At 51.0% G+C, this 12,918-nt stretch carries 9 protein-coding genes and 1 tRNA gene; 4 read left to right on the top strand and 6 right to left on the bottom strand.

The genetic code is table 11. The features are described from left to right. The first annotated feature begins 3 nt into the window (after window positions 1–3). Complete coding sequence (locus AL01_RS01660; RefSeq protein ID WP_077395527.1) at window positions 4–1,323, top strand: ABC transporter ATP-binding protein; 1,320 nt, start codon at window positions 4–6, stop codon at window positions 1,321–1,323. A gap of 46 nt (window positions 1,324–1,369) precedes the next feature. Here the strand turns inward: AL01_RS01660 and msrA are convergent, their stop codons facing one another. After that, window positions 1,370–1,903: a peptide-methionine (S)-S-oxide reductase MsrA gene (gene msrA / locus AL01_RS01655; RefSeq protein WP_077395526.1), complete on the bottom strand. Its 534-nt coding sequence runs from the start codon at window positions 1,901–1,903 to the stop codon at window positions 1,370–1,372. 171 nt (window positions 1,904–2,074) lie between these two features. Here msrA and ilvD point away from each other — a divergent pair, with 171 nt between their 5' ends. Continuing rightward, on the top strand, window positions 2,075–3,928 hold the full coding sequence (ilvD, locus tag AL01_RS01650) for a dihydroxy-acid dehydratase (RefSeq protein WP_077395525.1): 1,854 nt from the start codon (window positions 2,075–2,077) through the stop codon (window positions 3,926–3,928). A gap of 77 nt (window positions 3,929–4,005) precedes the next feature. On the opposite strand, the gene AL01_RS01645 is transcribed toward ilvD, so the two are convergent. Both AL01_RS01645 and AL01_RS01640 read right to left on the bottom strand, forming a co-directional pair. Then, complete coding sequence (locus AL01_RS01645) at window positions 4,006–6,711, bottom strand: valine--tRNA ligase (protein ID WP_077395524.1); 2,706 nt, start codon at window positions 6,709–6,711, stop codon at window positions 4,006–4,008. 97 nt (window positions 6,712–6,808) lie between these two features. Next, window positions 6,809–8,254 (bottom strand): TolC family outer membrane protein, encoded by a 1,446-nt coding sequence (locus tag AL01_RS01640; RefSeq protein ID WP_077395863.1) that lies wholly within the window; start codon window positions 8,252–8,254, stop codon window positions 6,809–6,811. A gap of 201 nt (window positions 8,255–8,455) precedes the next feature. Between AL01_RS01640 and AL01_RS01635 the strand changes: the two genes are divergently transcribed. Next, window positions 8,456–8,529, top strand: a tRNA-Cys gene (locus tag AL01_RS01635). A 239-nt stretch (window positions 8,530–8,768) separates the two neighbouring features. On the opposite strand, the gene glk is transcribed toward AL01_RS01635, so the two are convergent. Beyond that, window positions 8,769–9,758 carry a glucokinase gene (gene glk / locus AL01_RS01630; RefSeq protein ID WP_077395523.1) on the bottom strand — a complete coding sequence of 330 codons (990 nt, stop codon included), beginning with the start codon at window positions 9,756–9,758 and terminating at the stop codon, window positions 8,769–8,771. A 94-nt stretch (window positions 9,759–9,852) separates the two neighbouring features. Then, window positions 9,853–10,674 carry an SDR family NAD(P)-dependent oxidoreductase gene (locus AL01_RS01625; protein ID WP_077395522.1) on the bottom strand — a complete coding sequence of 274 codons (822 nt, stop codon included), beginning with the start codon at window positions 10,672–10,674 and terminating at the stop codon, window positions 9,853–9,855. Window positions 10,675–10,734: 60 nt separating this feature from the next. On the opposite strand from AL01_RS01625, the gene AL01_RS01620 reads away from it, so the two are divergent. Beyond that, the gene (locus AL01_RS01620; protein ID WP_077395521.1) at window positions 10,735–11,913 is read left to right on the top strand and encodes a hypothetical protein; all 1,179 of its coding nucleotides are present in this window, start codon (window positions 10,735–10,737) and stop codon (window positions 11,911–11,913) included. 52 nt (window positions 11,914–11,965) lie between these two features. Here the strand turns inward: AL01_RS01620 and thiL are convergent, their stop codons facing one another. Further along, window positions 11,966–12,910: a thiamine-phosphate kinase gene (gene thiL / locus AL01_RS01615; RefSeq protein WP_077395520.1), complete on the bottom strand. Its 945-nt coding sequence runs from the start codon at window positions 12,908–12,910 to the stop codon at window positions 11,966–11,968. Window positions 12,911–12,918: the final 8 nt, after the last annotated feature.

The raw sequence follows: 12,918 nt of genomic DNA, 5'->3' as shown, positions 1-12,918 counted from the left end.
CTCATGAGTGCTATCTTACGCTTAGCTGATTGCGCACAATTTGCACACAAGGCCCGCAATCAGGATGTCCCGATTGTTGAACAGGTCAATATGGAAGTCCGTGAGGGTGAGATTCTGGGGCTTGTTGGACGTTCAGGGTCGGGTAAATCCAGCCTTTTAAAGATCATGGCGGGGTTAGAAGCACCTAAAAAAGGGAAAGTGTTTTGGCGAGAAGGTCGTGCTACAGCACAATCGCTGGAAGCAGTGTCCATCATCTTACAGGATGATGTTCTCTTTCCATGGCTAACGGTTCGAGAAAATGTTCTGCTAGCACTGGAGGCTAAACGTCAGCCACGAGAAGAGCGTGAAAAGATCGCCGATGCCATCATTGAGGTTCTTGATATGGATGGCTATGAAGGTGCCTATCCGAGAGAACTTTCTGATGCTCTGGCGGAACGAGCTTCCTTGATCCGTGCTCTGGCCCGACAGCCTGAAATTTTGCTGCTTGATGAACCATTCCTCAATATCGATCATCTGAGTGCAGAAAATTTACGAACCGACTTGATTGAACTGTGGCAGGAGCATCGGTTAGGACCGCTCAAGGCTATGGTGCTGGCAACACATGCTATTGAGGAAGCTGTGTTGATGTGCGACAGAATCCTGCTTTTCTCGTCTGGACCGGGGCGCATTACACACGAAATTGTTGTGCCTTTCCCACATCCCAGAAACCGTCAGGATGATGATTTCCGGCATTTTGTGGACCAGATATATACCTTGATGACACTTCGAGCCCCGAGTGTTTCTGAGGCTGATCTTGCTGTGCCTGAACAAGGTGATGTGCAGGATGAAAGCGATTCCTTCAGCGTGCTACCTGATATTTCGATCGAACTATTAGTTGGTCTGATGGAATCCCTTGAGCATGCCCCGCTCTCCGGTCGAGCTGATTTGCCGGAATTAGCCAATCAGCTCCAGATGACGTTGGATGACCTCTTCCCTCTTGGTGAGACCTTGCAGCTTCTTGATTTTGCGGAGCTGGAAGATGGCGACATTATGCTTACCAGTACGGGGCGTACTTTCGTAGAAGGCGATGCAGATGCACGTCGGGACATTATGCGGACAGCTCTGCTCCATTCCGTTCCTTTATTAAAGCTGATCCGTGGAACGCTGGATGAGCGGAGTAATCATGCGATGGATGCCGACATTTTCCGACGCAAACTAGAAGATACCATGTCGACCACTTATGCGCGGCAGACACTTAATACGGCCATTTCATGGGCACGCTATGCCAATCTGTTTGGCTATGATGAAGAAACAGATCGTGTTTTGTTAGAATATGATGAATGAAGGAGCCCGTCAGCTCCTTCAAACTGTATGTCATTGATTGTGATGTTTATTTTAAGCGGTCACGATAGAGCTTTCGAGCCTTGGCGACTTTAGGAGCGACAACAGCTGCGCAATAAGCTGTTTCTGGGTTACGAGCGAAGTAGTCATGATGGCTTTCTTCCGCCTCCCAGAAATGGGCAGGCCCTTCAATAGATGTAACAAGCGGCGCTCCCCAGATATTCTGTTCTGCAATCTCATCACGAATGGTCCGGGCGATAGCTTGTTGGGCATCATCACCAAAAATGACGGACCGGTACTGAGTTCCAATATCATTGCCCTGTCGATTCAGCTGAGTCGGATCATGGGTTGTAAAGAAGACCCGCAGGATATCTTCCAAACTGATCTCGGTAGAGTTGAATACAACTTGTATCACCTCGGCATGGCCTGTTTCACCTGTACAGACGGCCTTATAATCGGGATGTTCAGTATGACCACCAGCATAACCGGGTTTAGCTGAAATGATCCCCCGAAGGCCGTTGAAGATGGCTTCAACACACCAGAAGCAGCCGCCCCCGAGAATGATAGATGATGTGCGTGTCATAGTTGATCCTGTTCATGTACAGTCATGAAAGTCCTGCATATGGCCTTCAGAGGCGCACACGGCTAGGGGGTGACGGGCAGGCTTTTCATATCTTTCAATTTTTCTATTTTAGATTATCGTTTCTTACTGTAAGACGCCATAAAACGTTTCTTTTCGGAAGAGGTTCTTTAGATGCCTGCCTATCGCTCTCATACAAGCACCCGTGGCCGCAATATGGCAGGGGCCCGTGCGCTCTGGAGGGCGACAGGCATGGGCGATGATGACTTCAATAAACCCATCATTGCTATTGCTAATTCATATACCCAGTTTGTGCCCGGACACGTTCATCTCAAAGATATGGGGGCTCTTGTTGCATCTGCTGTTGAGGAAGCAGGCGGCATTGCCAGAGAGTTCAATACGATTGCCGTAGATGACGGTATCGCCATGGGTCATGGGGGGATGTTGTATTCTCTACCTTCACGAGAGCTGATCGCTGACTCCGTGGAGTACATGGTTAACGCCCATTGCGCTGATGCTTTGGTCTGCATCAGTAACTGCGACAAGATCACGCCGGGCATGCTCATGGCGTCTCTGCGGCTGAATATTCCCACCGTTTTTGTATCTGGCGGACCGATGGAAGCCGGTAAAGCAGATATGGACGGGATCGAGCGAGCCGTTGATCTCGTGACCTCTATGGTAGCCGCAGCTGATGATCGTGTTAGTGATGACGTGTCGGAGCGTGTAGAACGTTCTGCTTGTCCGACCTGTGGCTCATGTTCGGGCATGTTTACGGCAAACTCCATGAATTGCTTAACAGAGGCCCTTGGACTCTCTCTCCCAGGCAATGGGTCACTGTTGGCAACACACGCCAAGCGAAAAGAGCTTTTTCTAAACGCAGGTCGTTTAAGCGTAGAGCTGGCTAAACGGTGGTATGAGCAGGATGATTTGACCGCCCTGCCCCGTGGTATTGCTACCAAGGCTGCTTTTGCGAACGCTATGACGCTAGATATTGCCATGGGGGGGTCTACCAATACTGTGCTGCATCTGCTTGCAGCTGCACGAGAGGCTGAGGTCGATTTCACGATGAGTGATATCGATGCCCTATCCCGGAAGGTTCCTCATCTCTGCAAAGTGTCACCTTCTGTTGCCAATGTGCATATGGAAGATGTTCATCGGGCTGGCGGTATCCCAGCTATTCTTGGAGAGCTGGATCGTGCTGGCCTGATTGATACAAGTACGCCGACCGTTCACTCTCCCACTCTGGCAGAATCTTTAAAACGCTGGGATATCATCCAAAAAGGTAGTGAAGCGGAAGAACTGTTCCGGGCAGCGCCCGGCGGGGTTCGGACTGTTAAGGCCTTTTCCCAAAACAGTCTTTATAAGGAGCTGGATAAAGATCGGGGTACGGGTGTTTTGCGGGACCGGGAGCATGCGTTTTCGCAGGATGGAGGGCTCGCTGTTCTCTATGGTAATTTGGCGCTAGATGGAGCCATCGTCAAAACGGCTGGTGTGGCAGAGCATATTTTAAAGTTCAAAGGCCGTGCCCGGGTTTTCGATAGTCAAGATGCCGCTGTAAATGCCATTTTGGGTAAAGAGATCGTCCCGGGTGATGTTGTAGTCATTCGGTATGAAGGCCCCAAAGGCGGTCCAGGGATGCAGGAAATGCTCTACCCGACTAGCTATCTCAAATCCATGGGGCTGGGAGAATCTTGTGCTTTGATCACGGATGGACGGTTCTCTGGGGGAAGTTCGGGCCTTTCGGTGGGGCATATCTCACCAGAAGCTGCCGAAGGTGGTTTGATTGGGTTAGTAGAAGAAGGTGACATCATCGTCATTGATATTCCCGAACGGCTGCTACATCTGGATGTAACAGAAGCTGAGTTGAAGGATCGCCGTGCTGCTATGTATGCAAAAGGTCCAGCTGGCTGGCAGCCTCAACGTGAACGTATTGTCTCAACGGCTCTGAGGGCCTATGCGGCCATGACAACCAGTGCCGCACATGGAGCGGTGCGTGACCTTTCCCAGATTGTTGTGAAGAAGCGCTAAGGGAAACATTGAGTTCCCAATAAAAAAAGCCTGCCCTAAAAAGGCAGGCTTTTTTGTGTGTAGAAGGTTGGTTGCGGTTAGCTAATACGGCTCAGAGCTGTTTTCTGTTTGGTAAGCTCTTGCTGGAATGTATCTAACCGATCACGATTTTCTTGAACAACCTCAGGTTTGGCACGAGCAACGAAATTTTCGTTGCTGAGTTTCTTTTCAACTTTGCCAATCTCTCCTTCTAGGCGAAGGATTTCCTTCTGAAGGCGAGCTTTTTCAGCATCAAGGTCGATCACCCCTTCCAATGGCAGGAAGATAGTAGCTTCATCCAAAATAAGTTGAGCAGCCATTTTTGGTGCTTCCTCCGTCAGAGGGGAAACATCGGAAGCACGAGCCATCTGGTCGATGGCGGCTTGCCATTTTCGAGCACGCTCAATTGTCCGGTCAGACGCATCACGAAGGAGTAGTGGTGCTTTCTGAGATGGTGGAACGTTCATTTCTGCACGGACTGTCCGAACATCACTTATCAGACGAATGACCCAGTTAATTTCATCAGCGGCATCCTCAGCACCAGCAATCAGGGGAACTTCAGGCCAGCTGCTGATCCCGAACGGGCCGGAATAACCCAGCTTCTGCCAGAGCGTGCTAGTTACAAATGGGATGACAGGATGCATCATGCGCAGAATGATACCAAGCACATACGCCCCGGTCGCCTTCAGCTCGTCCGCCTCGGACCCTCCAGCACGGAAGGTTGGCTTGGAAAATTCTACAAACCAGTCACAGAAAATATTCCACACAAAATTGTAGCAGCAGCGTGTGTATTCATCAAAACGGGATGCTTCTAGCGCAGCATCTGCCTGAGCTACCGCTTTGCGGGCTTCTTCTAGAATCCAGCGGGCTAGAGTGGATTGGACGTTGGACGGGTTGAAGTCAGGCTGTGGCTCCACACCGTTCATCTGAAGGAAACGGGAGGCATTCCAAAGCTTTGTGATGAATGCCCGATGCTCTTCAACGCGATTGCGTCCTAGCTTGATATCTCGTCCTAAGCCAGCACCAGCGGCAATGGCAAGGCGGGTGGCATCAGCACCATAATCAGCAATCAGATCTAATGGGTCGATACCGTTCCCCCGAGACTTGGACATCTTCTGCCCCTTTTCGTCTCGGACAAGTCCATGGATCAATATCTTGCGGAAGGGAACCTTGCCCATGAAGTGGAGCCCCATCATCATCATCCGGGATACCCAGAAGAAAATGATGTCAAAGCCAGTAACTAGAGTGCTCGTCGGATAATAGAATTCCAGTGCCTCTGTTTTATCCGGCCAGCCCAGCGTTGTGAACGGCCAGAGAGCCGAGCTGAACCATGTATCCAGCACATCCTCATCTTGCGTCAGAGTGACAGAGGGGCCTGCCTGTTTCTGGGCATCCTCTACTGTTTCTGCAACGTAGGTCTTCCCATCGGAACCATACCAAGCTGGTATCTGATGGCCCCACCAGAGCTGACGGCTGATGCACCATGGTTGCAGGTCTCTCATCCAAGCGAAGAAGGTATTTTCCCACTGCCGGGGTTCAAAAACCATATCACCCGATGTGACAGCATCCACGGCAGGCTGGGCCAATTTGGGGGCATCACAGTACCATTGTAATGTCAAGCGGGGCTCTACAATGGCGCCGCCACGTTCCGCGGTAGGAACTTGGAGGACATGAGGCTCAATCTTTTCCAGCCATCCCATTTCGTCCAGACGTTCAACGATCTTTTTACGAGCTTCATCACGGTGAAGCCCTTCTAGAGAACGTACGAACCCTGTATCGCTCACGCCTTCATAATCAGCCAACTCGGGGCGGATCTCATCCAACCAAATGCAGGCACTTTCATCCAGAATGGTTGGTGCTGGTAGATTATGACGTTTCCCAACCTCAAAATCATTGAAATCGTGAGCTGGAGTGATTTTGACAGCTCCAGTGCCTTTTTCAGGGTCTGAATGCTCATCTGCTACGATAGTAATGTGTCGTCCTGTCAAAGGCAGGATGACGGTCTGGCCGATCATACTGGCATATCGCTCGTCTTCAGGATTGACGGCAACAGCAACGTCACCCAGCATAGTTTCCGGCCGGGTTGTGGCGATCGTTATGGTTCCACCGTTCTCTAAAGGATAACGGATATGCCACATTGACCCCTTTGTTTCCTTGTTCTCCACTTCAAGATCTGAAATGGCAGAACGGAATACCGGGTCCCAGTTAACCAGACGGCGGTCTCGATAAATCAGCCCTTCTTTGTGAAGCTGAACGAATACCTTGCGAACAGCACGAGACAATCCTTCATCCATTGTGAAGCGTTCACGCGTCCAGTCAGCAGAAGCTCCGAGACGGCGCAGCTGTGTAATGATAGTGCCGCCATATTCATTCTTCCACTCCCAGACACGATCCATGAAGCCAGGGCGGCCGAGTTCTTTGCGATTGATGCCTTCTTTGTCCAGTGCCCGTTCTACAACCATCTGTGTGGCGATACCGGCATGATCTGTTCCGGGCTGCCAAAGAACATTAGCCCCCTTCTCTCTCTGCCAACGGATGAGGATATCCTGAAGAGTGAAGGTCAGAGCGTGTCCAAGATGCAGCGTACCCGTGACGTTCGGTGGTGGGAACATGATGGAATAAGGCGTACCGCCTTTTCCGGGCTTTGCCTCGAATGTTCCGGCCTCTTCCCAGGCAGCGTAAAGTGTATTTTCATAGTCAGCAGGAATGAAGGCTTTTTCCAGAGCGGAGGGAGCCAGAGAGATGTGTGCGTTCTGTTCGGACATGGTTTCCCGGGTATTAAGTCAATCGTGTTAGGTAGTGTCGTTCATATCATCGGCGTGAAAACTTGCCGATAGGTGGAGATGAAAAACTCCCCCGCCCTTACCGACCAGGCTGGTCTGTTTGATAGTCTCCAATGCCCCAGAGACGATTCTTAACGGCCCGGTAATAGGCCTTCTCATCGTACAACGGAACATTCAGTTTTAGGTCCACAGCGGTCAGATGTCCCATAGCACGGGCAATATCGTAGGATGATGTAACCAGAGACGTTACACTCTGGATGAGGGCTCGCTGGGACTGTAACAATGTTTCCTGTTGTTGAAGAACAGAAAGCGTTGTGGCTGTGCCAACCAGAGCCTGCCGCTCTACCCCAGCAAGGGCCGCAGCATTGGAAGAAACGGCTATCTGATGACTGCGTAGCGTCTCTTTGATCGACATATAGAGCTGCCAGCTCTCTGATGTCTGCTCTAGAGCGGTTCTGCGCTGGACATCCACTTCATTGCGGGCGGCAATGGCGGTCTGACGAGCCTGACGGACTGCAGCATACTCACTGCCACCTTGATAGAGAGGCACTTGCAGACTGAGAGTTGCGTATTTGTTATCCTGCAGTGAATTATCCTGCCCTTGATCTTTCGACCGCTGATAAGCAATTCCAGCGGAGATTTTAGGCAAAATGGCCGCCATCTGCACAGAAATGTTATCTTTTTGTTGGGCTTCATTAAAAAGTGCCGCAATAACGTTGGGATTATTGCGCATGGCTTCCGCTACGGCCTCCTGCTCGGTGCGGACCGGCAGCGCTAAAGGCTGTGGGGGCACCAGATTCGGAGGAGCTGGCACTCCTATAACCTGAAGGTAGCTGGCCTGTGCAGCTTGTACGGCACCTTCTGTCTGATGAAGGTCAGCTGTTGCCGTGGCGAGTGCGCCCTGAGCCTGTGCCACATCGGTGCGGCTCAGCTCCCCTAGGCGGAATCGCCTGTTTGCTGCATCCAGCTGCTCCCTTAGAGCACGTTCATTATTAATGCTGACCTGTAAGAGCTGTAGGTTGGCAACCAGACGGATATAAGCATTCATAGCACTGTAAAGTACTTCCTGCTCGGTTTCGATCAGACGTGCTCTCTGGGCAAATATCTGGTTTTTAGCCATATGCGTACTCGCAACGGTCTTCCCCCCTTGATAGATGGGTTGGGTCAGCGAGACTGTCGTATTATAGCCGCCGCTACTGTAACGCTGAATATTGGGTAACTTGATTACCCGGCCACCAATGGTGGTCTGCTGTGTATAGCTGCTACTTCCCTTATAATAGGTCAGAGCACCGCTGGCTGTAATGTTTGGTCGCCACCCTGCTTCTGCTGCAGGCATTTGCTCATCTACGGCTCGTAACTGCGCTCGTGCTTCTCTTAATTGTGGATTGGTTAGGTAAGCCAGAGAAAGTGCTTCTTTAAGAGTATGTGGTATAAACTCTGGATTACCATTGGGGTTTGTAACAGCAGTTTGGGCAAAGCCACTTTGGCACAGCAGCCCCGTACCGACACACAGGCTCATCCCCATCTGCATTGATTTCCGGATTTTTGAAAAAAAATGGGACGCTTGTTTCATGTTTGTGGATCTGCCGATCTGACTGTCTGTTTCTAAAAAGTTGCCAGAGAGGACTATAAGGGAGAATCACACTGAAAATAAGAGAAAAATGGCACATGTCGTTTTCCCCTATTGACCTGTGAGCAATATTCTTTATTAAGGACGCACACCTGAGGTCTGGTGGCAGAATGGCTATGCATCGGACTGCAAATCCGCGTATGTGGGTTCGATTCCCGCCCAGACCTCCAGTGTACCATTCCCATACATCCCTATGCATCCCAAAACCCTTGAGAAATCGCCATTCTCGGGTTATCAACCGTCCCAATTAGTACCGATAAGACCCGGTGTATCCCGCAATTTTGGGGGTATTTTTGGGGGGTATCGTTTTGAAACAAGCTCCGTAAGTGCTGTTGCCTGCTCTTGTTTCGTATTTTTTTAGGAAAAAGGCCACCTATGCGATGCATGGGTGGCCTTTTTCGCTGTCATGTTAACCTATAGCTGATTCCGCACGTGCTGCCTTGCTGGCGTAAGCAGCAGCAGCCCCGTACAGTCCCGGCTGAGGATGGGTGATAATTTTCACCGGCATCTCGCTCATCATGGTTTCAAAACGACCCTTAGCGATGAAACGTTCGGAGAAACCTGAATGTGGCAGGATATGGGCCAGACGCTGTCCCAAACCACCAGCTACGACAACACCGTGCGCTCCATGGGCAAGAGCAAGATCCCCGGCCACTGCACCAAGGCTCAGGAAGAAGCGTTCTAGGGCAGCGGCGGCTAGAGTATCCGTTCCTTCCATCGCTGTGGTCCATAGGGCACGATTGTCCTTAATGGTGATAGGACGATCCTGAAGCTCCGCAATAACCTCATACAGGTTGGTCAGGCCGGGGCCGGAAACGATTCGTTCAACCGAAACACGCCGGAAACGATCCCGTAGGGCTCTGAGAATATGATCTTCAACGGCATCTAGCGGAGAGAAGTCCATATGTCCTCCTTCCGTTTCGATCACATGATAGCCCTTCTCGCCCCGCAGGAGAGTCGCAACTCCCAGCCCTGTCCCCGGGCCTAGAATGGTGATGGTTCCCTTAGTAGGAAGATCAACATCCGGTCCGCACAGATGGTTCATATATTCTGGGCCAACCTGAGCCACTGCATGACCGATCGCGCCAAAATCATTTACCAGAGCGAAATCATCCAGCTTTAGACGACTACCAAGCTGTGCAGGCTGGATGATCCACGGGTTGTTGGTCATCTTCAGGATTTCACCGTTAATCGGGCAGGCCACGGCAATGCCTGCCTCCCGCGGTATAGGTCTTCCCAATGAACGACCGAATGCTTCCCATGCCAGTGCGAGAGAAGCATGTTCTGCACATTTCAGCGTGGTGGCCTCTCCGAGAGAGACCACATGACCATCCTTGATTTCAGCGATGGCAAAGCGGGCGTGGGTTCCGCCGATATCAACGGCAACAATTTCCTTCATACGTCTATTCCTTCAGTACGCAGAGAGATGTGTCGCCCCTTTTCCCACGCCGCTATCGTGTCTGCAAGCACCTAGCCCGTGAGGCTCTTCGCAATTAGGCTTTAGTGGTTTTTTCATTTTCCGGATGCTGCATAACATCCAGACGACGCAGGATGCGATGTGCAATCGGCCTAGGCAAAACCATTTCCAGAAGGCGGGTCAACTGGAACACCCAAGGGAATACCAGCACACCTTTACCCTGATTGATGCAGCGCGCAATCTTACGGGCGGCTTTATCTACTGGCACGAGAAACGCTTGGTCACCATCCAAACGCTGGCTCATAGGTGTGTCTACAAAGCCCGGAGCAATCAGGCAGACACGAACGTTATAAGGCGTCATGGCAGCCTGAAGAGCGGTACTGAAACGGCCTATCCCAGCCTTGGAACCGCTATAGACCGTTGCCAGTGGTAGATCATGGAAGGATGCTACGGACCCCATAAGAGCGATACGACCATGTCGGCGGGCGGCCATGCGGTTCGCCATCTCGGTTGCCATAGCTACCGGCGTAGCAAAATTAACCATAGACATCTTGAGAGCTGTCTCAGCTGATTCGGCTAGAGCATTATGGGGACGAATATCCGCCATGCCTGCCGAAAGGATCAAAATATCAATAGATAGAGCGTCATCTGCACTGGCCAGAGCTTTTAACGCTTCGTCAGCCTTTGTTAGGTCAATGCTAAGCGTATCTACGCTAGCGCCCTTCGTGCGTGCCACGAACGCCGTTTTTTCTAGCCGTTCTTTACTCCGTCCCCATAGTGTCAAATGTACGCCGGGCCGGGCATAATATTCCGCCAGAGCAGCCCCAATGCCACTAGAAGCGCCAGTTATGAGGATGTGATGCCGAGGCATCGTTGAGTTTTTTTCTGGTCTGGACATGAAGCCCCTTTCATTTTTGCCCTCTAGCGGGAAGGCTCGTGTACGAGTATAGCCATTGCTATGCAATGTGAAGCGCCAAACTCTCAGTCTGCCAAGGTCGATGTTCGTCCCGTGAACACACGGGGAGATTTACGTCGTTTTATCACACTTCCACGCCATATCTACAAAGGAATGGACGGCTTTGTTCCTCCGTTGGATATGGAGCAAAGACATTTGCTCAGCCCTAAGGAATCACCAGTTTTCCGCCATGCGGAGATACAGTATTTCCTTGCTTGGCATGGAGATCGTCCTGTTGGTCGAATCGCCGCTATCGTCGATCATAAGGCAATTGAGCATTGGCAGGAAGTTATCGGGCAGTTTGGTGCACTCGATGCTATTCCTAAAATGGAAGTCGTTTCAGCCCTTCTACAGGCTGCGGAAAAATGGTTTCAAAAACGGCAGATATCTAAGGTACGTGGGCCTGTCACGCTGAGTGGAAATGCGGAGAGTGGTACCATGGTAGAGGGGCAACGTTCTGCCCCCATGATTGCCATCCCATGGCACCCTAAAGGTCTGGATGCCCTTGTCCGCCAGTGCGGGTATGAGAAGGCTCAGGATCTACTGAGTTACCGCCTAGAACTTGATGGTAACATGGAAGAGCGCTTCAGAGTTCCTGGTGATATGAGACTCGGTGAAGGACGTCTCAGCAAGATAACCACCCGCAATCTTTCCAAAAAGGAGATCACCGCTCAAGGTGAAGTGTTGCGGAAGCTATATAATGATGCATGGTCGCATAAATATAATTTCGTGCCTATGCAGGATTACGAAATGACGGCGATGATTGAGCAAATTAAGCCGCTTTTACGCCCCGAGCATTATGTCCAAATTGACCAAAATGGTGAGCCAGTCGCCATGGCGATGGTTCTGCCTAATCTTTATGATATTGCGGGAGATTTAGGGGGAGCACCCTCACCTCTTGGTTGGCTACGCCTTGGTTACCGGTTAGCCACGCATCGTTTCCATTCCGCTCGTGTCATTTTGCTTGGTGTTTCCAGCAAAATGCGGGGAACGATACTTGGGTCACTACTTCCCTCTTTTGCTATCGTGGAGCTAATGCGCCGAGGGAATTCACTGCCTTATAAATGGGTTGAGCTGGGCTGGGTCCTAGAGAGTGATGCAGCGATGAGAAATCTAGCCGAATCTCTCGTACCCCATCCTCATAAGACGCACCGCCTCTACGAAAAGACCCTTCTTTCCTGAAATTTTCAGGAAAGAAGGCGTATTTCTCTAATATGGTTATTGAGTAGTCAGCTCAAAAATGCTGCCAACCTGTCCGTGAGAAATTTATGGGGCGTCGCTGTTTGTCCAACATGGCTACTCCTCGCCCCTCCCTCACCGTTCCTACTTTAGTGAGAGGGACATCGTGCTCTTTGCAATGGGCCTGTAAGGCCGCCTCCTGAGTAACAGGACAGGTCATGAGCAACTCATAATCATCGCCTCCAAGAAGAATCATTTCTCGATGCGTTTCCATGTGAGCCATAACCTCAGGTGCAAAAGGCAACTCTTCCTCAAACAGAGTGATGCCGACACCAGACTCTTCGGCAATATGTCCGCAATCCTGTAACAGACCGTCCGATATATCCATGGCTGCACTGACTATACCATATAAGGAAAGGCCAATGCGGGGTGTTGGTACGCGATATGCCTCTACAAGAGACGTTTTCCCACCATTCAGTTTACCTAGGCGAACCTGCAAACCTAATGCAGCTCGACCGAGGCTGCCAGTAACCCAGACGCCATCCCCCGGCTGGGCACCGTCACGTCGTAAAGCTTCTCCCTGACGAACCGACCCAAGGATGGTGACATTCAACATCAAAGGAGAGGGGCTACCAGTTGTATCCCCTCCCAACAGAGAAATATCATATTGTTTCTGATCCGCTGCCAGACCAGCGGCAAATCGTGTAAACCAGTCTTCATTATAATGGCGACCAGATGGGACGCTGACATTCAGCATATAGTGCTGTGGGCGACTACCCATAGCTGCCAAGTCAGAAAGGTTACAACGTAACAATTTCTGGGCCACAGTGTAGGGTGGATCATCTGGGAGGAAATGTAACCCTTCGACCATGGTATCGCTGGAAAGGACAAGCTCCCCTCCCTCTGGAAGGGACATAGTCGCTCCATCATTGCGGAGCTCCATAGCACCCCGGCCAGCGAGTGGCCGAAAATGCCGCGCAATGAAATCAAACTCTCCCATTAATTGCC

It is taken from the genome of Bombella intestini (assembly GCF_002003665.1).
GTDB lineage: Bacteria > Pseudomonadota > Alphaproteobacteria > Acetobacterales > Acetobacteraceae > Bombella > Bombella intestini.
This window is presented reverse-complemented; position numbering and strand designations above follow the sequence as displayed.

Excerpts from the sequence above, each read along its gene's own strand:
- thiL (WP_077395520.1), bottom strand. The coding sequence starts at position 12,910 with ATGGGAGAGTTTGATTTCATTGCGCGGCATTTTCGGCCACTCGCTGGC.
- AL01_RS01625 (WP_077395522.1), bottom strand. The coding sequence starts at position 10,674 with ATGTCCAGACCAGAAAAAAACTCAACGATGCCTCGGCATCACATCCTC.
- glk (WP_077395523.1), bottom strand. The coding sequence starts at position 9,758 with ATGAAGGAAATTGTTGCCGTTGATATCGGCGGAACCCACGCCCGCTTT.
- ilvD (WP_077395525.1), top strand. The coding sequence starts at position 2,075 with ATGCCTGCCTATCGCTCTCATACAAGCACCCGTGGCCGCAATATGGCA.
- AL01_RS01620 (WP_077395521.1), top strand. The coding sequence starts at position 10,735 with ATGCAATGTGAAGCGCCAAACTCTCAGTCTGCCAAGGTCGATGTTCGT.
- AL01_RS01660 (WP_077395527.1), top strand. The coding sequence starts at position 4 with ATGAGTGCTATCTTACGCTTAGCTGATTGCGCACAATTTGCACACAAG.
- msrA (WP_077395526.1), bottom strand. The coding sequence starts at position 1,903 with ATGACACGCACATCATCTATCATTCTCGGGGGCGGCTGCTTCTGGTGT.
- AL01_RS01645 (WP_077395524.1), bottom strand. The coding sequence starts at position 6,711 with ATGTCCGAACAGAACGCACACATCTCTCTGGCTCCCTCCGCTCTGGAA.
- AL01_RS01640 (WP_077395863.1), bottom strand. The coding sequence starts at position 8,254 with ATGGGGATGAGCCTGTGTGTCGGTACGGGGCTGCTGTGCCAAAGTGGC.